Raw genomic sequence first — 24,219 nt, forward strand, 5'->3', positions numbered from 1 at the left:
GATGAACGCGCTGACCGACCGCCAGGCCTGGCTGTTCTCGATCAAGACCTACCTGGCCGCGGTGGCCGCGCTGTACATCGCCATGGCCGGCAACCTGTCGCGCCCGTACTGGGCGATGGGCACGGTGTACATCGTCAGCCAGCCACTGCTGGGCCCGACCCGTGCCAAGGGCGTGTATCGCATCGTCGGCACCCTGGTGGCCGGGCTGGCCACTCTGCTGGTGCTGCCGGCGCTGGTGGAAACCCCGCTGGTGTTGAGCGCAGCGATGTCGATCTGGTTGGCCGGCTGCCTGTTCATGGCGCTGCTCAACCGGGGCCCGCGCGGCTACGCCTTCCTGCTGGCCGGCTATACCACCGCTTTCATCGGCTTCCCCGCAGTGACCTCGCCGGAAACCATCTTCGACACGGTGGTGGCGCGCAGCGAGGAAATCATCCTCGGCACGGTGGTGGCGGTGCTGTTCGCCTCACTGATGTTCCCGGCCTCGGTACGCCCGATGCTGCGCGCGCGCATCGGCAACTGGATGGAGGACGCCGCGCAATGGTGCCGGCAGATCCTCGAGCGCGGCCGCGCCCATGCGCCGCGCAACCGGCTGGCCGCCGACCTGGTGCAGTTCGAGGCGCTGATCGAATTCCTGCGCCGCGACGACCCGCGCCATGCCGGCGCGGCGGTGTCGATGGAACGGTTGCGCGAGCGCATGCTGCTGCTGTTGCCGGTGCTGTCCTCGATCGCCGATCGCCTGAGCGCGCTGCGCAGCGATGGCCAGGCGTTGCCAGAAGGCCTGCCAGTATTGATCGACGACATCCACGACTGGCTGGACGGGCCGACCAACGCCAGCGAGTACGCCCGCCTGCGCGCGCGCATCAGCGCACTGAAGCCGCAGGTGGACCGCGACCTGCAGCACCTGCAGCTGGCCAGCCTGCTGCTGCGCCTGGAGGAGCTGGTGGACCTGTGGCAGGACTGCCGCACCCTGCAGCACGCGATCGACCACGGCACGGCGCCGCTGGACCGCGCGCACTACCGCATCCGCACCGAACGGGTGGCCGCCGACAAGCACGTCGACTACGGCATGGCGCTGTTTTCCGCGCTCAGCGCCGGCGTGGCACTGATGAGCTACTGCGTGCTGTGGATCGCGCTCGGTTGGGAAGGCGGTGGCAACGGCGCGATGATGGCCGCGGTGACCGCCGCCTTCTTCGCCGCGCAGGACGACCCGGCACCGAGCATGGTCTCGTTCCTGGTGTGGGCGATGGTCGCCTCGGTGGTGGCTGGTGTCTACCTGTTCGGCGTGTTCCCGGCCGTGCACGACTTCGGTCTGCTGGCGCTGGTGCTGGCGGTGGTGTTCCTGCCGTTGGGGTTGATGCTTCACCACCCCAAGAGCGCCCTGTTCGCGCTACCACTGACCGTGAACCTGGCCGCATTGCTGAGCCTGCAGAATACCTACAGCGCCAACATCCAGACCTTCCTCAACTCGTCCATCGCGATGTTCATCGGCATTGGTTTTGCCGTGGTGATGACGCGGCTGTTCCGTTCGGTGGGTGCCGAGTGGACCGCACGCCGGCTGGTGCGGCAGGGCTGGACCACGCTGGCCGAAGCCGCCGAAGGCCGTGGCCAGCAGGACCGCCAGCGCTTCGCCGCACGCATGCTCGACCTGCTGGGCCTGCTCGCGCCGCGCCTGGCGGCAACGCCGGAGGGTAGCGACATCGCCTCGGTGGACATGCTCAACGAGGCACGCATCGGCCTGAACATCCTGCAGCTGCGCCGCGCCCGGTTGGAGCTGCCCGAGCGCAGCCGCGAGGCGGTCGAACACATCCTGGAAGAGGTCGCCGCGCACTACAGGCAGCAGATCGCCGCACGCAAGCCGATCGCCGCGGCCGAGGCGCTGCGCGAGCGGCTGGATACCTCGCTGGGCCGGGTCGGCAGCGTGGGTGCCTGCAAGGCGCGCGACGAGGCACTGATGGGCCTGATCGGGCTGCGCTTCGCGCTGTTCCCGGAGGCCAAGGCGTTGGCACCGGGGTTGGCAATGGACACGGCGACGCAGCCGTAGCGCGCTACCCTGCGTGTCCATAGACTCCGCGGAGGGGTCAGAGCCCTCTCCTGAGGAGAGGGATCCGACCCCGGCGCTGCAACAGGAAGCTCCAATGAGTTACGACATGATGGTGTTCGAGGCCAGCGCCGCTCCACGTGAGGCGGCAGCCTTCATCGCCTGGTTCGAGAAGCAGACGCAGTGGAACGAGCGCCACGAGTACGACGATCCGGCAGTCAGCAGCCCAGCGCTGCAGGCGTGGTTCGCGGAGATGGCACAGGAATTCCCGCCGATGAACGGCCCGCTGAGCAACGACGATGACGACCGTGCCGAAGTGACCGGGTACAGCATCGGCCGCCAGGTGATCTACGGTGCGTTCGCGTACTCGGTGGCCGAGCGCGCGCATGGCCGCGTGCAGGACCTGGCCGAGAAGCACGGCGTGGGCTTCTTCGATGTCAGTGCGGATGAAGCGGCGATCGTGTTCCCCGATGGGCTCGTGCTGATCGCCGAATGACGTAGGGTCGGATCCCTCCCGAAGGGAGGGCCCTGACCCGGAGCGCGGGTGCATCGGGACGATGGGGTCAGAGCCCGTTCCCATTGGGAACGGGATCCGACCCCGGTTCAGAACAGCTGGCCCTGCACCGTGGGTTGTTCGACGCGCGGCGGTGCTTCGGCCACGTCTTCCGCACCCAGCCGCCATGCCAGACCACCGAGGCGGCTGGCGTGGCGCTTCAACGCCGCCTGCAGCACCTCTGCGCTACCGGCCACATGCAGGACCTGGCGGGCGCGGGTCAGGCCGGTGTAGACCAGTTCGCGCGACAGCACGCGGCTGTCCTGGCGCGGCAGCTGCAACCACACTTCGTCGAACTCCGATCCCTGCGCCTTGTGCACGGTCATCGCGAACGCGCTTTCGTGCGCAGGCAACGCGGCCGGATGGAAGGCGCGCGGCTGTTCGACGGTTTCGCCCGGGAACCAGGCCACCATCGCGCCGCTGCTGTCGCGCAGGCAGATGCCGATATCGCCGTTGAACAGGCGGTGACGGTAGCTGTTCTCGGTCACCAGCAGCAGCCGGCCCTGGAAGTAGCCCGGGGTATTGCCGGCCAGCAGCTGTTCGATGCGGCTGTTGAGGCCGCGTGCGCCCTGCGGACCTTCGCGAAGCGCGGTCAGTACACGCAGGCGCCCGGCCTGTTGCAACGCCAGTACCGGGTCGGCAACGTCGGCCAATGCGCGCCAGTGCCCAAGCAGGTGCTCGCGCTGGCCGCGCAGCGGGTCGGCATCACCTTCGTGGAAGTGCGTGCCAGCCAGCTCGCCACCGCGCAGCAGCTGCAGCGCCAAGGACGTGTCGCCTGCGCGCACGGCCTGCGCCAACGGGGCCAGCTCCAGCGCATCACTCTGTCGGTAGCCACGCTGCAGCTGCACGCGACGGCCGGCGAACGCGCGCGGCACGGCTTGCGGCTGCAGCGTGGCCGGGGCCAACAGGCTGTGCAGCGCCTGCGCATCATCGGCGCGGGTGCCGATGCCATCGCCGCTGGCACGCAGGATGGCGCTGAGCACGTCGCCCGCTTCAACCGACGGCAGCTGATCAGGGTCACCGAGCAGGATCAGGCGAGTGCCGCTGGCGATCGCATCCACCAGCTTGGCCATCATCGGCAGATCGATCATCGACGCTTCATCGACCACCACCACCTCCACCGGCAGCGGGTTGTCGGCGTGATGGCGGAAACGCGGTGAATCAGGAATCACGCCGAGCAGGCGATGCAGGGTGGTGCCGGTGCTGGGCAACGCCGCGCACAACGCGGGATCCAGGCCCTGTTCCTGCAGGCGCTGCACGGCCAGCCGCAGGCTTTCGGCCATGCGCTCGGCGGCACGTCCGGTGGGTGCGGCCAGCGCCACGGTGGGCAGCGGCTGGCCGGCGTGACGGGCCTGCGCGGCCAGCAGCAGCAACAGGCGGGCGATGGTGGTGGTCTTGCCCGTGCCGGGGCCGCCGGTAATCAGTGCCAATGGATGGCGCAGGGTCACGCCGGCCGCGCGTGCCTGGTGATCTTCGGTACCCAATGCCTGCGGGAACAGCTGCGCGAACAACGGCGCCAGCGCCGCCATGTCCGGCGCCGCCAGCGGGTGTCGGCCGATGCGCTGCAGCCCGGCCGCCAACTGGCGCTCGTACTCGCGATAGCGGCGCAGGTAGAGCAGGCCGTTTTCCAGTACCAGCGGCGCATCTGCGGCAGCGACGTCGGCCTGGTCCGGTATCGCCACCCACGGTGACACGCGCAACTGTGCCAACCAGGTCTGCACATCCGGCCATTCCGGTACGCCTTCCAGCAGACGTTGCGGCTGCGCCGGATCGAAGCCGGCATGGCCCTGCGCCACCGCCAGCGAGGCCAGGGCCGCCGCCAGCGCCACGCTGTCCGGAGTGTCCGCGCGCAGCCGCTGCAGGCTGGTTGCCAACGCATGATCGAGGGTGCGCAGCTGACCGTTGCGGTACAGCGTTTGCAGCAGGCTCATGCGTGGTCTCCACGGGCGCGCGCGGCAAGTTCTGCCTGGGCCCGTTCGCCACCGGCGAACAGCGCATCGAGCGCATCCACCAGGGCCAGTGGGAAGCGATCCACATGCACGCCATTGCCGGTGCCATCCAGGCCCCGGCAGAACAGGTAGCGGATGCCGCCCATGTCACGCTCGTAATCGTAGGCCTCACCCAGGCGGAAGCGCAGCCAGCGATGCAGGGCCACGGTGTAGATCAGCGCCTGCAGGTCATATTCGCTGTGGCGCATGGCGATGGCGAGCAGATCCGGGCTGTAACCCGGCAGGCGGTTGGACTTGTAGTCGAGCACGTACCAACGGCCATCGCGCACGTAGGTCAGGTCGATCATGCCGGTCATCAGCCCTTCCAGCCGGCGGCGCTGGCCGAAGCCGCGGCGCGCGCTGGAAACATCGTGCGCGTGCAGCACCTGCAGCAGCGCCGGCACCGTGGTCGCTTCGATGGCGAAATGGAAGTCGATTTCCGCGCGACGCTCGCCTTCACCGAGGCTGTGCAGCGCACCGCCTTCGGGCAGCGACACGGTCAGCGTGTGGCCGACCAGCGGCACCAGCACGGCCACACCATCGTCCAGGTCGACGTCGGCATAGCCTTCATCGTGCAGCGCCTTGCGCAGCACCTCGATCTGGCCCTCGGGCGCGTCCAGGCCCGGTTGCCAGCCCGCCCATGCGGCGAAGTCGACATTCTCCATCGCCGCGTGCAGTACGTTGCCGAAGCGGCTGCCCATGAAGCGCGGGTCGGCCGGCGTGCTGTCCTCGACGGCCATGGCCGGTTCCGGCAGCGCCGGCTCCAGCGGCAGCTCCGGGCCGGCCGGTTCGTCGGCGGCGGGGGCCGGCAGCTCGGTGGCCGCCGCTTCAATATCGCCACCGGTGCCGGCATCGGCGTGCGCCAGCTGGGTGAAGCTGTAGACCCACCAGTCGTGCGGAACGCGCCGGGTCAGCGCACGCACTGCCGGCAGGTCACCTTCCACTTCGGCCGCCAGCTGCGGCAGCGCGGCCGGTGCTTCACTGTCATCGATGTGCACATCGGCGTGCGCACGCAGCACCTGCAGGTCGCCCAGCAGTGGGGCCAACCGCGTCCTGCCCAGTCCGGCCAGATCGCCCACGGCAATCCACAGCGCGTGCTCGGCGCGGGTCAGGCCGACATACAGCAGGCGCGCGTCCTCGGCCCGCTGCTCACGCTCGCGCTGGGTGCTGGCCGCTTCCCAGGCCTCGTCCTTGCCCAGCTTCCAGTGCAGCTGGCGCTGGCCACCGACGTGCACGGTGCAGTGCGAGGCGGTGTTCGGTGCGCCGCCGTCAATGCCGACGAAGGGCAGGAACACCAGCGGATACTCCAGGCCCTTGCTCTTGTGCAGGGTGATGATCTGCACGCGGCGTGCATCCGACTCCAGGCGCAGCAACTGCTGCTCGTCGTCCTGGTCGGCACTGGCCATCTGGCCCTGCAGCCAATCCAGCAGGCCATGCATGCCCAGCGCCTGCGCCGAGGCCTCCTGCAGCAGTTCACCCAGCTGCAGATAGTTGGTCAGGCGGCGCTCGCCATCGATCAGCGCCAGCAGGCGTTCGCCCTGGGCGGCGCAGACATCGGCGATCACCGCGAACGGCCCACCCCTCTGCCAGCGCTCGCGCCAGTGCAGCAGCTTCGTCTGGAAATCGCGCTGCAGGTCACCCTCGCGCTCCATCGATGCGATCGCACTGGCCCGCTGACCCAGCAGCACGGTGGCCAGCGCCGCGCGCAGACGGCCCTCCTCGGCCGGTTGCAGCAGCGCCAGCAACAGGGCGCGCAGGTCGCGCGCTTCAGGGGTGGCGAACAGGCTCTGCTTGCCCGCCGCCACCGCCGGAATGCCGACCGCCGCCAGCGCACGTTGCACCAGGGTGGCCTCACGGTGCGAACGCACCAGCACCGCGACGTCGCCGGGTTGCACGGGGCGACCGCGCAACACGGCCTTGCCGGCCCGCGCGTCAACCAGGATCCGGTGGATGGCCGCCACGCAGGCCTGGGTCGCCGCTTCGCGCGACGCGTCCGCGCCCAGTGGCTTGTCCCCCCCGCTGCGTAGCACGCGCAGGGTCAGCGCGACGGCGGCGTGGCCATCGCGCAGGTAATCTTCGTCAACGCGCACGCCACCCGGACGCACCGGCTCGAACTGGATATCGCGTTCGAGGAAGGCGTCCTCGCCGCCGTTGTCGTACAGCGCCTGCAGCGCGCGCAGCACAGCCGGGCGCGAGCGGAAGTTCTGGTCCAGCACCGGCGCCTGCTGCGCCACCTGCTTGGCCTTCAGGTAGGTGTGGATATCACCGCCGCGGAAGCCGTAGATCGCCTGCTTGGGGTCGCCGATCAGGAACAGTGCCGGTGCCAGGCCCAGCTCACGCACCTCCAGCGAATCGCCAAACACGGTGTGGAAGATGCCCCACTGGCGGTCGTCGGTATCCTGGAACTCATCGACCAGCGCGATGCGGTACTGCGCGCGCAGCTGCTTCACCAGCGCCAGCCGCTGCGTACCTTCCAGGGCCAGCGCCACGCCGTCGATCAGGTCGTCGTAGGTCTGCACGCGGCGCGTGCGCTTCAGCGACTGCAGGCGCTGCGTGGCTTCCTCGCGTAGCCGGTGCAGGAAATTCAACGCGGTGGCGCGCAGCCAGGCATCGCGTTCGGCCAGCAACGCCACGTAACGCGCCAGCGGTGCCTGCAGCGGCGACGACGGCGTGCGGTCGAGGAATTTCTTGTTGGTCTTGTCGGCCAGCACATCCGGCAGCAGCGCCGGCAGACGCTCGCTGGCCAGCAGTTCGCGCGGATCGGCGCGCCCGGCCCAGGCCAGCAGCTGGCGGCCAAGCGGGTGCAGCCAGCCCAGCTTGTAGGACACGCCGTTGATCCACTTGTTGTCGACCGCATCGCAGAGGTCCATGAAGAACTGCTCGCCATGCTCGCGCACGCTCGCGGACAGGTCTTCCGCCGCGCCCTGCAGGGCTGCGTGTGGGTCGGCCAGCGCCACCGGCGCCTGCAACGGGTGCAGCGGCGGCGCAGCCAGCAGAGCGCGCAGATCGGCGGCCAGCGCATCCGGGGTGGACCACAGCCAGGTCAGCGGCTCCAGCGTAGCCGGATCATTGGCATGCACGCGCCACACGTCTGCCGCCAGTTCCTCCAGCAGCTCACGGTCACTGGCCAGCAGCTCCGGCGGATCGAAGGTGTGGCCGCTCTCCAGCGCATGCTCGCGCAGCACACGGGTGCAGAAACCGTGGATGGTGAAGATGGAGGCCAGGTCGATCTCGTCGGCGGCCACCTGCAGGCGGCGCTTCAGTGCGGCGGCACTCTCGGTGCCATCCTGCAGATGGCGCTGCAGGACTTCGCGGGTCAGCCGCACGTCAGGTGCTTCGCCCTCGGCCGGTTCCAGATCGACCAGACGCGCCGCCAGCGCCAGGCGCTCGCGGATGCGCTTGCGCAGTTCCTGGGTGGCCGCGTCGGTGAAGGTCACCGCCAGGATCTGGCCGATGCGCAGGCCCTGCTCCACCACCAGGCGGGTGAACAGCGTGGCCAGAGTGAAGGTCTTGCCGGTGCCGGCGCTGGCCTCGATCAGGCGGATGCCGTTCAGCGGCAAGGCCAGATACGGATCGCCGCCGGGATGGTCGACGACGTTGTCTGCCAAGGGAGTGTTCATGCGCCCCGCTCCGGATCTGCGTCGGCACCCAGCGTGCGGCCTTCGCGCACCGCGCTGAAGACCACCTGGCTGTTGCGCAGCAGATCGGCATAGCTGGCGTCGTTGGCGAACGGGTCGGCGCCACGCAGCAGCAGCTGCCAGGCATCGCTGCTGGATTCACCCCAGCTGCGGTCGCTGCCGTGCCACTGCTTCCATCCTTCATTGCGTTGCTTTTCTGCCGGTGCGTTGTAGAGCACCCAGCCGGTGTAAGGGGCAAAGCGCAGCGGTTCACGCAGGCCACGCTGGCGCAGCTGCAGCAGCGCGCGCAGCGCCGCGCGCGCTGCCGTGACGCTCAGCGCCGGCAGCACATGCGGTCCGGGACCAGCGTCACCGCCATCGTGGAACTGCACCAGTGGCAGTGCGTCGCCAGCGGCATTGGCCAGCAGCCAGTCCAGGCCCTGGCGGATCACCGCATTGCCGTTGAGCGTACCGGCGCGCAGGCGCACCAGGCCTTCAGGGTGACGCTCGGCCACCCGGCCATGCACGCGCACCCCGTCGATCTCCACTTCGTAGCGACGGCTTTCCAGCGGTTCGCCCCGCATCCAGCCCAGCAGCGCGCTGGCATACGGGCGGGTCTTCACCTGTTCGACTTCAAACTGGCGCTCGCCCAATGCGCCGGACGGCAGCAGGCCGCGTGCGCGCAGCCGTGGGTACAACGGCTCGGTATCGCCGCTGAGCGTGGCGCGCACCACCGCCGCCTGCACGCTGCGCTTTTCCGGGCCACGCGAAGACAACACCAGCGGCTCCAGGTCATCGGCGTCCTCGACATCGTCGGCCAGGCGCAGGCCCAGCGACTGCGCCAGGAACTGCCCGGCCGGGTCACACAGGAAGCGGCGCAGCGTATCGAGCCCGACCTCGTCCTCCACCGCATCATCGAGCGGAGGCGGCAACGGCGCATCGAACCAGGGCTGCAGGCCACCACGCTGGCCGGTCAGGCGCCCCGCTGCCGGATGCCACTGCCGCCGATAGCTGAAGCGACGCGGGTCACCATCGCCGAACGCCGCCGGCGAGAACGGCTGCAGAGCATGGCGCACGACGAAATCGCGGGTGGCGACGACGGGGTCGAGGTGATACGCGGCAGCGGCGTCGATCAGCTCGCTGACCAGCACCGACGGCTCGCGCACACTGCCATCGCGCGGGTCTGCGCCGAGGTAGCTGAGGTAGAACACGTCCTGGGCGGCGGCGAACAGCTGCAGGAACAGGAAGCGATCATCCTCGCGGGTGGAGCGGTCGCCGGGTCGGCGGCGCGGCGTGTCCAGCTCGGCGGTGAGCTGGTTGAGGCCGGCGGCCGGGTCGCGACGCGGGAAATCGCCATCGTTCAGGCCCAGCACGCAGATCACCCGGAACGGCAGCAGGCGCATCGGCACCATGCGGCCGAAACTGATGCCACCGGTCAGCAGCGGCGCGCGCGTATCGGCCTCACCGAGTGCACCGGCGAAATGCGCGCGCACCACTTCCGGTGGCACGCCTGCGTCGAAGCCGGCCTTGGCGGCATCGTCGGCAAACTGGTTGAGCAGCTTGCGCAGGCGCTCCAGTGCACGTTGGCTGTTGGCCGAACTGGGCGCGGTCGGCAGCAGTGCATCCAGCAGCGACAGCAGGCGTTGCCGCCACTGCGCCGGGGTCAGCAGCTCGCCGAGCCGGCGCTGGTAGACGGCCAGCACGCGCAGCAGGCGCAGCAGGCGGTCCAGCGCATCCAGCGCGCCGCCCTCCAGCTCGATCCATGGGGCCACGCCGGCCAGGTCGGCCTCGCTGCCGGTGGCATGGCCGAGCACCAGCCGATCCAGCGCGAACTGCCAGGTATAGGCATCGTCGGCCGGTGCCTGGTGCTGGTCGCGATGCTTCGCGTCCAGGCCCCAGCGTGCGCCGGCCTGCTGCAACCAGCCGTGCAGGCGGTCGAAATCCACCGCTTCCAGCCCGGCCGCTTCGGCCAGCGGCGCGCTGGCCAGCAGATCCAGCACTTCGTTCAGGCCGAAGCGCGACACCGGCAGGCCCAGCAGATGCACGAACACATCGGCCAGTGGCTCGCCCGCCAGCGGACTGCTGTCGGCCAGCGCGTAGGGAATGTGCTCGTCATCACCACCACGCCCACCAAACACAGCTTCCAGATACGGCACGTAAGGATCGATGTCCGGCGCCAGCACGGCGATCTCGCGCGCCTGCAACGGTGGGTCGAAGCGCGGATCCTGCAGCAGGCTGCGCAGCTGGTCATGCAGTACCTGCAGCTCGCGCAGGCGGGTGTGGCAGGCATGCACCTGCAGGCTCGGGTCGTCACTGCACAGGCCATCGCGCAGATCGCCGGAGGGCAGTGCGCGGCGATGGAACAGGTCGCGCTGCAGGCGGTGCAACAGGCTGTCGGACAGGCCGCCTTCGGCCAGGGTCGGGCGGGTGTCCTCTTCCGGATCGGAATAGGCGGCGATCTCGCCCGCCGGGTGCACCACCTCGTAGCTGCCCAGCACCGCCATGAAGTCGCGGCCCGCCGCGCCCCAGGCTTCCAGCAGGCGGTTCTCGCCGGCCGCTTCACCGAACGGATCCGGTGCCCCGCTGCGCAGGCGCTCGGCCAGGGTCTGCAGGTCGCCCCAGTACGACTGCACGGGTGTGGGCATATAGAAATGCAGCTCGCCCACCCGCGCCTGGGTGGCCATCACCCGCAGCACGTCGGGCGAGATGTTCAGTGTTGCGAACGCCGACATGCGCAGCGGCAGGCCCTGGGGCAACGGTTGCCCGGCGCCTTCGAAGCGGTCCAGATAGGTCTGGATGCGACGTGCGCGATAGTCATGGCCGCCGGCGATGGTGCGCCAGAGGACCGCCTGCGGGTCGGCCGGGTCGGCGCCGGCGTCCCAGCGCAGCAGCCAGTCGCGGCGCCACGCCTGGTACTTCTCGAACACCGAAGCGAGCTCACCGGCCAGCGCCCACGGCTTCAACGCGTCGTCCCCTGCAAGGTAGGACTGCAGCGCGCGCATCGGCGGCTGCGCCAGCAAGGCCGGGTCGCGCAGCGCCTGGTACAGCTTCCAGCGCAGGCCCGCGGCATCCAGGTCGTCGCGTTCGCCCGGCACATTGGCGTTGAGCGCACGGGCGACAAACTCACCCGGGGTCAGGAATTCGAGATTGGCCGCCACGCCATACTCGGCAGCCAGTGTCGCTTGCAGCCAGCGCCGCATCGCCACCTGGGGGATCAGCACCACTTCCGGTGCCAGCAGGGGCTGGCCCGGGACCGGCGCACGCATGTTGCGCGCCAGCAGCGCAGCCAGCACGTCCAGGGAGTTGGAATGGTAGAGGCGGAAATCGCTGCCCGGGTCACTCATCATGCACAGTGTGCAGGACGGCAGGCAGTATTCAATGGTTGGCCCCGTCACCGGTACGGATTGTTCCGGAGCACCTGCCGATTGTCCCGGCCAGCCTGCGTCCGTGCCGTGCAACAATACTGGACCGTCCAGTCTGCTTTTGTTCAGCCGACTGGCCCGATGCTTCGATGTCTAAAAAACGTTAATGGTGCCCATGTCGGCTTCCACCTCCAGTCTGGTGCAGTTATCCAACGTCCGCATCGACCGGAGCGGGCGCACGATCCTGCGCGACGTGTCGCTGCAGGTGCCGCAGGGCAGCATCACTGCTGTGCTCGGTCCATCCGGCAGCGGCAAATCGACCTTGCTGGCGGCGCTGACCGGCGAACTGCGCCCGGTCGCGGGCCAGGTCACCCTGTTCGGCAAGCCGATTCCGCATGACAACAGCGCGCTGCTGGAGATGCGCCGAAGCGTAGGCGTGCTGCTGCAGGGCAATGGTCTGCTGACCGACCTGACCGTGGCCGAGAACGTCGCGCTGCCGCTGCGCACGCATACCCGCCTGCCGACCGCTGTACTGCGCCGGCTGGTGGAGATGAAACTGCATGCGGTGGGCCTGCTGGCCGTCGCCGACGCCTGGCCGCGCGAGCTGTCCGGCGGCATGGCGCGCCGCGTGGCACTGGCCCGCGCGCTGGCACTGGACCCGCCGCTGATGATCTACGACGAGCCGCTGACCGGGCTGGATCCGATCGCCTCCGGCGTGATCATGAGCCTGATCCAGCGCCTCAACCACAGCCTGGGCCTGACCAGCATCATCGTCAGCCACCACGTGCATGAGACCCTGCCGATCTGCGACCAGGTGATCGCGATCGCCAATGGCGGTGTCGTGTTCCAGGGTTCGCCCGAGGCGCTGCAGTCCAGCCAGGACCCGCTGCTGCGGCAGTTCCTGCACGGCCAGCCCGATGGCCCCATCCCGTTCGATGCCGCGCCGCGCGCGAGGGTCGCCTGATGCCGTTTGTTCAAGCCACCCGCTCGCTCGGCCGCGCCGGCCTGTTCTCGCTGACCGTGCTGCGCGGTTCGCTGCCGACCCGTGATTTCCTGGCCGAGCTGACCCGCGAGATCTACAAGATCGGCGCACGCTCGCTGCCGATCATCGCCGTCGGCGGTGCCTTCGTCGGCCTGGTGCTGACCCTGCAGGGCTACCGCACGCTGACCACCTTCGGCGCCGCCGATGCACTGTCCACCCTGCTCGGGTTGTCGCTGTACCGCGAACTGGCACCGGTGCTGACCGCGCTGCTGTTCATCGGCCGCGCCGGCAGCTCGATCGCCGCCGAACTGGGCCTGATGCGCGCCACCGACCAGATCAAGGCACTGGAGCTGATGGCGATCGACCCGGTGGCCAAGGCCGTGGCGCCGCGCTTCTGGGCGGCGGTGCTGACCGTGCCGTTGCTGACCGGCATCTTCTGTTCGCTGGCGATCAGTGCCAGCTACTTTGAAGCGGTGCACGTGCTGGGCCTGGACAATGGCGTGTTCTGGTCGGCGCTGCGCAACAGCGTGGACTTCTGGGACGACTTCGGCGTGGCGATGCTGAAGTCGGCGATCTTCGGCGGCACCGCCGCGCTGGTTGCCGCCTACGTTGGTTTCCACGCCGAGCCGACCATCGAGGGCACCTCGGTGGCGACCACCCGCGCGGTGGTCAACGCCTCGCTGCTGGTGCTGATGTTCAACTTCGTGCTGTCGGCAATGTTGTTCACCTAACCCCTCCACCGGCGGTGCGCAGGCGCGCGCGGCCACAACGACTCGATCAGGTAATCCACATGGCCATCCGCGGTCCCAGACTCGAATTCTCCGTCGGCGCATTCCTGCTGCTGGCCCTGGCGTCGCTGCTGGTGCTGGCCGTGGCCTCGACCAACCAGCGCTGGAGCTGGGGCAGCGAAGGCTACGACCTGAAGGCACGCTTCTCCCAGGTCGGCCAGCTGCGCAAGCAGGCGCCGGTGAAGATCGGCGGCGTCACCGTCGGCCAGGTCGCCTCGATCGACCTGGATCCGGTGAAGTTCGAGTCCATCGTGACCCTGCGCATGGACAGCAAGGTCAAGGACCTGCCGGCGGACACCTCGGCCGGTATCTTCACCAGCGGTTTGCTCGGCGAGAGCTATATCGGTCTGCAGCCGGGCGGTGATCCGGACGTGCTGAAGGCCGGCGACGAGATCGTCTTCACCCAGCCAGCCGTGGATCTGATCCAGCTGGTCGGCAAGTACATGTTCAGTGGCGGCGCCGGTGGTGCCGCAGGCCAGAAGCCCAACGATGGCGCGCAGGCGCCTGCAACGGAACCGCAACCATGAAGATGAAACTGATCCCGGCCCTGCTCGCTTCGGCGCTGCTGCTGGCTACCCCGTTCCTTGCCCAGGCGCAGGCCGCCGCCCCCGCCGCTGCCGCGACGCAGGGCCAGGCCGGCAAGGTGGTGATCGATGCCAGCACCCGCATCCTCACCACCCTGCAGCAGCGCAGGAGCGAGTTCAGCAGCAACCCGACCAGCCTGCGCAGCTACATCGACAGCGAATTGAACCGCACCTTCGACCGCGACTACGCCGCGCGCCTGGTGCTGGGCCCGCACGCCCGCGGCGCCTCCGACGCCGACATCAAGCTGTTCGCAGACGCCATGGCCGACAGCCTGATGCAGCGCTACGGTTCGACCCTGCTCAACATCCAGGGCAAGCCGAGCTTCCGCCTGAAGGGTGAAAGCCCGCTGCCTGGCAATCGCGGCGTGCGCGTGAGCACCGAGCTGGTGCGCGCCGGCAGCGAACCGACGCCGGTCGAGTACTGGATGCGCAACGTGAACGGCCAGTGGAAGATCTTCGACGTCAACATCGAAGGCATCTCCTACGTGCAGACCTTCCGCAACCAGTTCGATACCCCGCTGCGACAGAAGGGCATCAAGCAGGTGGCCAACGAGCTGCACAGCGGCAGCATGCAGGCCGGGCCCACGGGCAATGGCAAGTAACGCGCTGGCGCTGCTGGAAGGCGACACCCTGCGCTTGCGCGGGGTGCTCGACCGTGCCGCGGTGATCGCGCTGTGGCCGCAACTGCAGGCGCTGCAGGCGCTGCCGGCATCGCTGGCACGGCTGGAGCTGGCCGAGGTCGAGCGCGTGGACAGCGCCGGCCTGGCCCTGCTGGCCGAACTGGCGGCACGGGCACGCAAGACCGGCCACCCACTGGCCATCTCCGGCGCGCCTGCCGGTTACAACGAGCTGAGCGCGGCCTACCGGCTGTCGCCCGACCTGGATTTCAACGCAACTTCTGCTGCGAGCTGACATGAACGTCGTACGCTCTTTCCCCCTGATCCTCCTGGCCACCGCGCTGACCGCCTGTGCCGGCAAGCCCGCGCGCAGCGATGCACCGGCCGCCAGCACCGTGGTGCCGGCCCATGCCGCCATCGAAGCCCCCGCCGCCGACAGCGGTACGGTCGACACCGCACCTGCCACCGCCAGCCCGCAGGCGACGGTCGCCCCAGCGCCGGCTGTACCGCCGGTGCAGGGTACCGATGCCGGCGCATCGAAGACCGCCGCCGCCGCCCCCGGCGGTGACGATGACTTCGACGCCCTGTATGGCGGCACCGGCAACACCGGCAGCGCGGCGGCCTACGACCCGTGGGAACCGTTCAACCGCAAGGTGCACAAGTTCAACAATGCGGTCGACCGCGGTGTCGCTCGCCCGTTGGCCACTGCGTATACCCACGTGGTGCCGCGCTTCGCCCGCACCGGCGTCAGCAACTTCTTCAGCAATCTGCGCGCACCGGTGACCATCACCAACCAGGTGCTGCAGGGCCGTGGCGCTGATGCATGGGACAGCCTCGGCCGCTTCCTGATGAACAGCACGCTGGGTATCGGCGGCCTGTTCGATCCGGCCAGCAAGGCGATGGTGCCGCGTCGCAACGAAGACTTCGGCCAGACCCTGGGTGCATGGGGCTGGCGTCGCTCGCGTTATGTGGAACTGCCGTTCTTCGGCCCGCGTACCGTGCGCGATGTGTTCGGCCTGGCCGGTGACATCCCGCTGTCGCCGATCCGCCGCATCGAGGAGGACAAGATCCGCATCGGCCTGCAGGGCCTGCAGCTGGTCGACACCCGTGCCCAGCTGCTGGCGATCGACGATCTGCGCGACACCGCGGTGGACGAGTACGCCCTGGTCCGCGATGCGTGGATGCAGCGCCGCAACTACCAGATCGAGAATGACCTGCGCAGCAAGCGCGAACGCGGCCACGACGATGCCAATTCGCCGATCCCGGTCGATGCGATGCCGATGCCGCAGTGGACCCACTGAGGTCCTGCATCGGCGCATGAAAAAACCCCGCCTCGGCGGGGTTTTTCTTTTCCGGTAGGTGCCAACCTGGGTTGGCACGCTTTCCTCAGGCCGCCAGCGCCGCCTCGATGGCCTCGCGCAGGCGTGCGTCATCGGCTGCCACGTCCGGGGCGAAACGGGCGATGACCTTGCCGTCGCGGCCCACCAGGAACTTCTCGAAGTTCCACAGCACCGCCGGTGCCGGGTGGATCGGGATTTCCTTGCTGGCCAAGCGCTCGCGCAGCGGGCCTTCGCCGATCGACTGCGGCTGTGCGGCGGTCAACTGCTGGTACAGCGGGTGGGTGTCGTCACCGGCCACGCTGATCTTGGAGAACATCGGGAAGCTGACATCGTAGGTGAGCTGGCAGAACTGCTGGATCTCCGCCTCGCTGCCCGGCTCCTGGCCGAGGAAGTTGTTGGCGGGGAAACCCAGCACTTCCAGTCCCTGCGCGTGCTTTTCCGCATACAGCGCCTGCAGGCCTTCGTACTGGGGGGTCAGGCCGCACTTGGAGGCGACGTTGACCAGCAGCAGCACCTTGCCCCGATAGTCGGCAAGCGAGGACGGCTGGCCGTCGATGGTGGTGAGGGAAATGTCCTGGATCGAGGTACTCACGCGGGGGCTCCGGCAACAGCGGGGAATGGCCCACCAGCATAGCGCTGTGCGCGCAGTTGTAGAGCCGAGCCCACGCTCGGCTGCCATAGCATCAGCCGAGCGTGGGCTCGGCTCTACAGCAGGCCTCAATCCACGCAGATCGTGGCTTGTGCCTTGCCATCATCGATACGCTGGCGGCACCCGAAGGTCTGGCTGGCATCGCGCTGGCAGGTGCCGGACACCACGACACCGGCCACCACCTCCCCCGTAGCCAGGCACTGCCCCGTGCAGTCGCTCTTGCGGCTGCAGGTCTTGCCGGCATCGGCATAGGGAATCACGCATTGCACGCGCTGCAGCCGACCGAGCCGCTGCAGACTGCCGCCAGCGGCCTGGCAATCGACGTCGCGCGCTTCCTGATAGGCCTCGGCCGCCTCCGGGCTGGTCGCTGCGGTGGCCTGCGCCGCCGTGTCGACCGCCGGCGGCGCACTGCTGCAGGCGGCAAGCAGCACGATCAGGGCAAGGCTGGTGCAAAGGCGCAGGCGCATGGCGGTACCCACAAGGAATGCAGGGCCGCCAGCATAACGGGCCTGCGGTGCAGAGTACGTGTCAGCCCGCATTGCCGTCCTCACCGTCCTCCGGCGCGGTCAGCTGCTGCATCGGATCGGGGGTCAGCTCCGGCGGCAGCGCACGCTTGGCCTTGCTGCCGAGCTCGGCCAACCGGCGGGCGCGGCTGATGGCCGACTGTGGCGAATCGATCAGGCGATTGCGCGCATCGGCGTAGGCCTTGCCAGCGTCGTCCAGCTTCCTGCCCATGGCATTGAAGTCCTGCAGGAACCCGGTAAGGGCGTCCAGCACCAGGCCGCCGGCTTCGCTGATCTTCAGCGCCTGCTTCTGCACCTTGTCGCGTGTCCACAGCCGCTCGGCCACGCGCAGCAGTGCCATGAGCGTGTTGGGCGAGGCAAACACCACGCGGTTGTCGAAGGCGAACGCCTGCAGGTTCCCGTCGGCGCCCAGAGCGGCCGACAGCGCACCTTCGATGGGAACGAAGGCAATGGTGATGTCCAGCGTCTCGCTGCCCAGTGCCTTGGGATAGTTCTTCTCGCCCAGGTCCTTCACATGCTGGCGCAGTGCGACCGCGTGCCGGCGCAGCGCATCTTCGGACTGCTCCGGGGTGGGAGCATTCATCGCCTCCTGCCAGGCGATCAGGTTCACCTTGCTGTCGATCACCACGCTGCGTTCGTCCGGGAACTGCACCACAACGTCCGGCCGCAGGCGCGCGCCGTCGTCATCCACGGCGTGCTTCTGCCGCTGATAGTGCACGCCCTCTTCCAGGCCCGAACCGCGCAGCACGTTGTCGAGCATCAGCTCACCCCAGTCGCCGCGGACCTTGGCATTGCCCTTCAACGCATTGGTCAGCGCCGAGGCCTGCGCGGCCATGTCCTGGTTGAGCGTCTTCAGTTCGCCCACCGCACCCAGAAGGCTGGCGCGCTGACGTGCCTCCTCGCCATACAGGGTATCAACGCGGGTACGGAAATCACCCAGCTTGTCGGCGAACGGCTTGAGCAGCCCTTCGATGTCCGCACGCGACTGCACGGTAGCCTGGCGCACGTTCTTTTCGAACTGCTGCCCACGTTCCTCGAACACCTTTCCGGCCAGTTCGGCGAATGCACCGGACAGTTTTTCCTTGGCGGTCTCGAGATAGCTGCGCAGTTCGGCGCTGGCCCGTTCCGAATGCTGCAGGTTGGCCACCGCGCGGGCATGTTCACCGTGCAGCTGCTGGTAGCGCTGCTGTGCCTGCTGCAGCTCACCGTGGGTTTCGGCGGCGGCGGCACGCACCTGCACCAAAGCCGCTTCGCGTTCGGCCAGTTGTGCTTCGCGACTGGCCGACAGTGCCGTTTCGCGCTCCACCCGGGCCGTGAGCGTAGTGACCGCCTGTGCGTGCTGCTGGCTGCGGCCACGCTCGCCTTCGAGTTCGGCACTCAGCGCATCCAGGCGACCGCGCAGCTGGCCAGCGTCGATCAGGGCGAGGCGATGCTGTTCGCGCTCGCTGGCCAACTGTTGCTGCAGTTCATCGGAAGGCGCGTTGCCGGAGGCGCGACGCCACAACAACAGCAGCGCGACCAGGGTTGCCAGCAACAGGAGCACCGCCAGGATCATGAGGACTTCAATGTTCATGCGGTCAGTTTAGCCCCGCTGCGCTAGGCTGGCTCGGCCTGCTCCGGAAACGATCATGCTCGCTCTGTACGGAAAGCCCACCTCCATCAACGTGCGCAAGGTGCTGTGGCTGTGCGCCGGCCTCGACCTGCCCCTGCACCACGAACCGGCACCGCCCCCGGACCTGCTGGCCGCACTGAACCCGAACCGGCAGGTGCCGGTGCTGCGCGATGGCGACTTCGTGCTGTGGGAATCCAACAGCATCTGCCGCTACCTGGCCGCACGCACCGGCCGCGATGATCTGCTGCCCAGCGCGATGCAGGCCCGTGCGCGGGTGGAGCAGTGGATGGATTGGCAGGCCAGCGACCTCAACAGCGCCTGGCGCCACGTGTTCATGGCCCGCGTGCGCCAGCACCCTGACTTCCCCGATGATGCCCGCGCCGAAGCCAGTCTGGCGCAGTGGAACCGCCTGATGGGCGTCCTCGATGCGCAGTTGGCGGATGGCCACGCGCATGTCACTGGCAGCGCTTTCACCCTGGCCGACATCGTGCTCGGCCTGTCGACCCAACGCTGGCGCAGCACGCCCGGCAGCAGGCCCACATTGCGCAACGTGGAGGCCTGGTTCGAGCGTCTGCGTTGCCGTGCCGGTTTCACCGCCTACGTCGACAACGGCGTGGCATGAGGCAGGGGTCAGATTCCTTTCCCCATAGGAAAAGGGATCTGACCCCAAGGGCGCAGGAACGGCCCGGCCTTACCAGCCCTCCAGCACGATCTTGCCCTTGGCACGGTGGCTCTCCAGCAACGCATGGGCACGCCGCAGGTTGGCCGCAGTGATGGGCCCGAAGTGCTCGCCCAGCGTGGTCTGCAGCACACCGGCGTCGATCAGCTCGGCCACCCGGTTCAGCAGTTCATGCTGGAGCTGCATATCGGCTGTCCTGTACAGCGGGCGGGTGAACATCGATTCCCAGTGCAGCGACAGCGCCTTGCGCTTGAGTGCCATCACGTCCACCTGGCCGGGATCGTCGATCAGGCCGAACTGGCCCTGCGGCGCCAGCAGCTCCACGATCTGCGCGTAGTGCTGGTCGGAGTGGGTCAGGCTGGCCACGTGCTGCACCTCCTTGATGCCCAACCGTGCCAGGCCCTCGGCCAGCGGCAGGCTGTGGTCGATCACGTGGTGCGCGCCCATCGCGTACACCCAGTCCTGGGTGTCCGGGCGCGAGGCGGTACCGATCACGGTCAGTTTCGTCAGCTTCCGTGCCAACTGCACCAGGATCGATCCGACGCCACCGGCGGCACCAATCACCAGCAGGGTCTGGCCTTCACCACCGCCTTCGGCAATGCGCAGGCGATCGAACAACAGTTCCCAGGCGGTAATCGCGGTCAGCGGCAGTGCGGCGGCAGCGGCATCGTCGAGGCTGGCCGGCTTGCGCCCGACGCTGCGCTCATCCACCAGCTGGTACTCGGCATTGCTGCCTGGGCGATCGATCACACCGGCGTAGTAGACCGCATCGCCCGGTTGGAACAGGGTCACCTCGCTGCCCACCGCATCGACGATGCCGACCGCATCCCAGCCCAGTACGCGCGGGCCGTCAGTGGCCACGCCTCGGCGCACCTTGGTGTCGACCGGGTTCACCGCTACCGCACGTATCGCCACGCGCAGGTCGCGCGGACCGGGCTGCGGCAGCTCCAGTTCAATATCGATTAGGGCCCGGGCATCATCGATCGGCAGGCCGGCGTGGGTGTAGGCAATGGCGCGCATGGTAGCGGTCCAAGGGGGAAGGTGCCGACAGGTTGCGCCGCGCGCGCGCCTTCAGAAAGGCGCAGAATCGGGCAGCACTTTCACTCCGGCAATGAAGATGATCCGCTTCGACGACCTGCAGCTGTTCGTCCGCACGGCTGCGCTGGGCAGCTTCTCGCAGGCCGCGCGCGAGGCCGATCTGCTGCCCGGCCAGGTCGCGGCGGCGGTGGCGCGGCTGGAACGCGAACTGGACCTGCGCCTGTTCGTGCGCACCACCCGCAGCCTGCGATTGACCGGCGAGGGCGCGCTGTACCTGCCCTATGCGCAGGAGGTGCTGGCCACCCTGCGCGAGGGCCACGCCCGCGTGCAGGGCGAGGACGCCGAACTGCACGGCACCCTGCAGCTGTCGGCACCGTCGGACTTCGGTCGCAACCTGCTGCTGCCGTGGCTGACCTCCTTCCGCGCCGCGCACCCCCGACTGCGCCTGCACCTGCGCCTGTCCGACGAGGTCGCCGACGTGTTCCGCGATCCCGTCGACGTGGCGATCCGCATCGGTCATTTCGATGACGCCAGCTATGTCGCCCTGCCCCTGCTGGAAGGCAACCGGCGCTTGCTGGCGGCCTCGCCCGACTACCTGCAGCGGCGCGGCACACCCACGCGGCTGGACGACCTGCGCGAGCACGATTGCCTGGTCTACCAGCTCGGTGGCCGCGCTTACGATCGCTGGTCGTTCGAGGTCGAGGGGCGGCGCGTGGTGATCCCGGTGCGCGGCCCGCTGGTCTGCGACGACGCCGACGTGGTGCGGCGCTGGGCCGTGGCCGGCGAAGGCATCACCTACAAATCCTGGCTGGACCTGCGCGAGGACGTACTGGCCGGCCGCCTGCAGCTGCTGCTGGATGGGGTTGGCAGCCACATTCCGCTGCAGCTGGTATGCCCGCACCGCAAGCAGTTCTCGCCGGCGGTGCGCCAACTGCATGCGCAGCTGCGCCAGCACCTGCAACCGCTGCTGTCCGGCATGCCCGTTGGCCTCGCCGGCCCCCTGTCGCCGAACCCGGCACTGGCCGACAATGGCGGCCCCCCGTAACAAGAGAACGCCGCCATGCCGTGGATGGGCATCCAGGACCTGTGGACGTTTCTGGTCGCCGTGCTGGTGTTTCTCGCCCTGCCCGGCCCCGGCACCTTCACCCTGCTGACCGCCACCGGTCGCGGCGGCGTGCGTGGCGGCTACACGGCACTGGCCGGCCTGCTGGTGGGTGACCAGATCCTGATGTGGCTGGCGCTGGCGGGCGTGGCCGCACTGCTCAAGGCCAATCCGCTGGTGTTCCACGCCGTGCAGTACCTCGGCGCGGCCTACCTGGTGTGGGTCGGCATCAGCCTGCTGCGCACGCCCAAGCACGACGGTGGCGACGCTGGCCCGATCCGCATGCAACCGGGGCGCTACTTCCAGCAGGCGATCCTGGTCAGCCTGCTCAACCCGAAGGCGATCCTGTTCTACATGGCCTTCCTGCCGCTGTTCATCGACCCGAAGGCACACCAGGGCATCGCCACCTTCGCGGCGCTGGCCGGCATCATTCTGGTGGTCAGCATCGCGTACTGCTCGATGTTGATCGGGGTCGGCAACCTTGCCCGCCGCCGGCTGATCCAGCACCCACGGATCAGCGATGCACTGCGTCGCGTCGCTGGCCTGTTCCTGGTCGGCTTCGGCATCCGGTTGGGGCTCAACGGCTGATACCGCAGTCGAGCAAGCTCGACGCGACGTCTGCCAACCGAGGTTGGCTTCTACCGGTCGTGCATTTCCGCGCGCAGGTGGTCGATGAACACCCGCAGCTTCGGCGCCATGTGCTCGCGCGCCGGGTAGTACAGGTGAAAGCCGGGGAACGGCGGTTGCCACTCCTCCAGCACCGTCTGCAGGCGGCCAGCCGCGACGTCGTCGGCCACCAGCGAGGCGAATCCCTGCGCCATGCCCAGCCCACCAAGTACCGCCGCGTAAGCCAGTTCGGCATCGTTGAACACCAACCGCCCGCCGACCTGCACTTCCAGCTCGTGACCCTCGCGACTGAACTCCCAAGGCATCAGCCGGCCATTGGCACGGCGATGGACGATGCACTCATGCCCCTGCAGATCATGCGGGGCGGTGGGGATGCCATGCCGCGAGAAGTAGTCTGGCGTGGCCACTACCACCTGTCGTTCCGGTGGCCCGATCGGCACCGCGATCATGCCGTGCGCCAGTGACTCGCCGAGTCGGATGCCCGCATCGAAGCCTTCGGCCACCAGATCGGTCAACGCCGGCTCCACACACAGCTCCACTTCCACCAGCGGGTAGCGCGCCAGGAAGGACGGCAAGGCCGGCAGTACCCGGCGGTCGGCGACGATGCGTGGCAGCGTGATGCGCAGCTTGCCGGCCGGCACCGTACGCGCGCTGTCCAGATCCTCGAACGCCGACGCGATCTGCGTCAGGCCACCGCGCACCCGCTCGAGGAAGCGCGCACCGTGTTCGGTCAGGCCCACCCGGCGCGTGGTCCGCTGCAGCAGGCGTACGCCCGTCCGCGCCTCCAGCGCGCGCACGCTCTGCGACAGCGCCGAAGGAGACACGCCCAGCGCATCGGCGGCGCGGGTGAAGCTGGCATGGTCGGCGACGTGCACGAAGGCGACCACCGCGGACAGCGGTGCAGAGGGATCCATTGTGAAGCCATCCTTCAAGGTGAGTGCGGTTTCATCCAGTTTATCCACAGGATCGGGCGGCGGATGCTGTGGGTCCCGGCGGTGCGACCGCCTTCCTGTGAGAACCCCCATGTCGCTGGACCACTACCGCCTGCTCGGCCGCTCCGGCCTGCGCGTCAGCCCGATGGCACTGGGCACGATGACCTTCGGCGCTGATTGGGGCTGGGGCGCGGATGACGCCGAGGCCCGCCGCATCTTCGATGCCTACGTTGAACGTGGCGGCAACTTCGTCGATACCGCGAACAACTACACCAGTGGCAGTGCCGAGACCCTGCTTGGGCGCTTTGCCCAGGGCCAGCGCGACCGGCTGGTGATCGCCAGCAAGTACACCCTGGCCACGGTACCGGGCGACCCCAACAATGCCGGCAATCACCGCAAGAGCATGCTGCGCTCGGTAGAGGACAGCCTGCGCCGGCTCGGCACCGACTACCTGGACCTGCTGTACCTGCACGCCTGGGATGACACCACCGGCGTGGACGAAGTGATGCGCGGCTTCGACGATCTGGTCCGCAGCGGCAAGGTGCTGTATGCCGGCATCTCCGATACACCCGCCTGGCAGATTGCGCGCATGCAGACCCTGGCCGACCTGCGCGGCTGGTCGCCACTGGTCGCGCTGCAGATCGAGTACAGCCTGATCCAGCGCAGCGTCGAGCACGAACTGCTGCCGATGGCCGATGCGCTGGGCCTCGGCGTGATGGCGTGGTCGCCGCTGGGCAGCGGCGTGCTGACCGGCAAGTACAGCGCCGCCGATCTTGCCAGTGCCGAAGAGATGCAGGCCACACCCGGTGGTTCGCGACGCAACGTCGCGCTGATCAATGGCGCGTTGACCCCACGTTCGCTGCAGATTGCCGAGGAAGTGATGCAGATCGCTTCCGATCTCTCGCACTCTCCAGCGCAGGTGGCGCTGGCCTGGCTGCTGCAGCGCCCAGCTGCCGGCCCGCTGCCGATCATCGGCGCACGCACGCTGGCACAGTTCGAGCACAACCTGGCGGCACTGGATCTGCTCCTGCCAGCCGACGCGCAGGCGCGCCTCGACGCGATCAGTGCCGTCGCACCGGCCTTCCCGCACGACTTCCTGCAGATGCCGCTGCCGCGGATGTTGATGAGCGGCGGCACCCGGCTGCGGCCGCGCGGGCGCTGAGCCAGCGGCGGGGCGCGCTATGCTG

General features: G+C 68.6%; 20 protein-coding genes. 12 read left to right on the forward strand and 8 right to left on the reverse strand.

Annotation, left to right across the window (positions count from 1 at the left end):
* The first annotated feature begins 1 nt into the window (after window position 1).
* Both ABH900_RS11150 and ABH900_RS11155 read left to right on the forward strand, forming a co-directional pair.
* Entirely contained in the window at window positions 2-2,041 is a 2,040-nt protein-coding gene (locus tag ABH900_RS11150) for an FUSC family protein (protein ID WP_429622912.1), read from the forward strand.
* 94 nt (window positions 2,042-2,135) lie between these two features.
* Window positions 2,136-2,534: a hypothetical protein gene (locus tag ABH900_RS11155; RefSeq protein ID WP_429622913.1), complete on the forward strand. Its 399-nt coding sequence runs from the start codon at window positions 2,136-2,138 to the stop codon at window positions 2,532-2,534.
* A 107-nt stretch (window positions 2,535-2,641) separates the two neighbouring features.
* Here ABH900_RS11155 and recD read toward each other — a convergent pair whose 3' ends face one another.
* Genes recD through recC form a run of 3 tightly spaced genes read right to left on the reverse strand, consistent with a single transcriptional unit; the run spans window position 2,642 to window position 11,543 of the window.
* Window positions 2,642-4,522: an exodeoxyribonuclease V subunit alpha gene (gene recD / locus ABH900_RS11160; RefSeq protein WP_429622914.1), complete on the reverse strand. Its 1,881-nt coding sequence runs from the start codon at window positions 4,520-4,522 to the stop codon at window positions 2,642-2,644.
* Complete coding sequence (gene recB, locus ABH900_RS11165; protein ID WP_429622915.1) at window positions 4,519-8,199, reverse strand: exodeoxyribonuclease V subunit beta; 3,681 nt, start codon at window positions 8,197-8,199, stop codon at window positions 4,519-4,521. Before recB ends, recD begins: the two co-directional genes overlap by 4 nt.
* The gene (gene recC / locus ABH900_RS11170; protein WP_429622916.1) at window positions 8,196-11,543 is read right to left on the reverse strand and encodes an exodeoxyribonuclease V subunit gamma; all 3,348 of its coding nucleotides are present in this window, start codon (window positions 11,541-11,543) and stop codon (window positions 8,196-8,198) included. The genes recB and recC overlap by 4 nt, the downstream gene beginning before the upstream one ends.
* A gap of 190 nt (window positions 11,544-11,733) precedes the next feature.
* On the opposite strand from recC, the gene ABH900_RS11175 reads away from it, so the two are divergent.
* The 6 genes from ABH900_RS11175 to ABH900_RS11200 are packed head-to-tail and all read left to right on the forward strand — an operon-like array spanning window position 11,734 to window position 15,830.
* A complete protein-coding gene (locus ABH900_RS11175) occupies window positions 11,734-12,522 on the forward strand; it encodes an ABC transporter ATP-binding protein (RefSeq protein ID WP_429622917.1) in 789 nt (262 codons plus the stop codon).
* A complete protein-coding gene (locus ABH900_RS11180) occupies window positions 12,522-13,271 on the forward strand; it encodes an MlaE family lipid ABC transporter permease subunit (protein WP_005414955.1) in 750 nt (249 codons plus the stop codon). Before ABH900_RS11175 ends, ABH900_RS11180 begins: the two co-directional genes overlap by 1 nt.
* A 59-nt stretch (window positions 13,272-13,330) precedes the next feature.
* Window positions 13,331-13,855 carry an outer membrane lipid asymmetry maintenance protein MlaD gene (gene mlaD, locus ABH900_RS11185; protein ID WP_429622918.1) on the forward strand — a complete coding sequence of 175 codons (525 nt, stop codon included), beginning with the start codon at window positions 13,331-13,333 and terminating at the stop codon, window positions 13,853-13,855.
* On the forward strand, window positions 13,852-14,514 hold the full coding sequence (locus tag ABH900_RS11190; RefSeq protein ID WP_429622919.1) for an MlaC/ttg2D family ABC transporter substrate-binding protein: 663 nt from the start codon (window positions 13,852-13,854) through the stop codon (window positions 14,512-14,514). The genes mlaD and ABH900_RS11190 overlap by 4 nt, the downstream gene beginning before the upstream one ends.
* Complete coding sequence (locus ABH900_RS11195) at window positions 14,504-14,824, forward strand: STAS domain-containing protein (RefSeq protein ID WP_429622920.1); 321 nt, start codon at window positions 14,504-14,506, stop codon at window positions 14,822-14,824. Before ABH900_RS11190 ends, ABH900_RS11195 begins: the two co-directional genes overlap by 11 nt.
* A gap of 1 nt (window position 14,825) precedes the next feature.
* Window positions 14,826-15,830 (forward strand): MlaA family lipoprotein, encoded by a 1,005-nt coding sequence (locus ABH900_RS11200; RefSeq protein WP_429622921.1) that lies wholly within the window; start codon window positions 14,826-14,828, stop codon window positions 15,828-15,830.
* A gap of 85 nt (window positions 15,831-15,915) precedes the next feature.
* On the opposite strand, the gene ABH900_RS11205 is transcribed toward ABH900_RS11200, so the two are convergent.
* The 3 genes from ABH900_RS11205 to rmuC form a co-directional block, all read right to left on the reverse strand.
* On the reverse strand, window positions 15,916-16,461 hold the full coding sequence (locus tag ABH900_RS11205) for a glutathione peroxidase (protein ID WP_008266870.1): 546 nt from the start codon (window positions 16,459-16,461) through the stop codon (window positions 15,916-15,918).
* 125 nt (window positions 16,462-16,586) lie between these two features.
* Complete coding sequence (locus tag ABH900_RS11210; protein WP_429622922.1) at window positions 16,587-16,985, reverse strand: hypothetical protein; 399 nt, start codon at window positions 16,983-16,985, stop codon at window positions 16,587-16,589.
* Window positions 16,986-17,046: 61 nt separating this feature from the next.
* Window positions 17,047-18,615, reverse strand: a complete 1,569-nt coding sequence (gene rmuC, locus ABH900_RS11215) for a DNA recombination protein RmuC (protein WP_429622923.1) — start codon at window positions 18,613-18,615, stop codon at window positions 17,047-17,049.
* A 55-nt stretch (window positions 18,616-18,670) separates the two neighbouring features.
* Here rmuC and ABH900_RS11220 point away from each other — a divergent pair, with 55 nt between their 5' ends.
* The gene (locus ABH900_RS11220; protein WP_429622924.1) at window positions 18,671-19,276 is read left to right on the forward strand and encodes a glutathione S-transferase family protein; all 606 of its coding nucleotides are present in this window, start codon (window positions 18,671-18,673) and stop codon (window positions 19,274-19,276) included.
* A 69-nt stretch (window positions 19,277-19,345) separates the two neighbouring features.
* On the opposite strand, the gene ABH900_RS11225 is transcribed toward ABH900_RS11220, so the two are convergent.
* The gene (locus ABH900_RS11225) at window positions 19,346-20,353 is read right to left on the reverse strand and encodes a zinc-binding alcohol dehydrogenase family protein (RefSeq protein ID WP_429622925.1); all 1,008 of its coding nucleotides are present in this window, start codon (window positions 20,351-20,353) and stop codon (window positions 19,346-19,348) included.
* A 91-nt stretch (window positions 20,354-20,444) separates the two neighbouring features.
* On the opposite strand from ABH900_RS11225, the gene ABH900_RS11230 reads away from it, so the two are divergent.
* Both ABH900_RS11230 and leuE read left to right on the forward strand, forming a co-directional pair.
* A complete protein-coding gene (locus ABH900_RS11230; RefSeq protein ID WP_429622926.1) occupies window positions 20,445-21,416 on the forward strand; it encodes a LysR substrate-binding domain-containing protein in 972 nt (323 codons plus the stop codon).
* A gap of 15 nt (window positions 21,417-21,431) precedes the next feature.
* Window positions 21,432-22,061 (forward strand): leucine efflux protein LeuE, encoded by a 630-nt coding sequence (leuE, locus tag ABH900_RS11235; protein WP_046983831.1) that lies wholly within the window; start codon window positions 21,432-21,434, stop codon window positions 22,059-22,061.
* Window positions 22,062-22,111: 50 nt separating this feature from the next.
* On the opposite strand, the gene ABH900_RS11240 is transcribed toward leuE, so the two are convergent.
* A complete protein-coding gene (locus ABH900_RS11240) occupies window positions 22,112-23,014 on the reverse strand; it encodes a LysR family transcriptional regulator (protein ID WP_429622927.1) in 903 nt (300 codons plus the stop codon).
* 97 nt (window positions 23,015-23,111) lie between these two features.
* Between ABH900_RS11240 and ABH900_RS11245 the strand changes: the two genes are divergently transcribed.
* Window positions 23,112-24,194: an aldo/keto reductase gene (locus ABH900_RS11245; RefSeq protein WP_429622928.1), complete on the forward strand. Its 1,083-nt coding sequence runs from the start codon at window positions 23,112-23,114 to the stop codon at window positions 24,192-24,194.
* Window positions 24,195-24,219 lie beyond the last annotated feature (25 nt).

It is taken from the genome of Stenotrophomonas sp. AN71, assembly GCF_050435725.1.
Lineage (GTDB): Bacteria > Pseudomonadota > Gammaproteobacteria > Xanthomonadales > Xanthomonadaceae > Stenotrophomonas.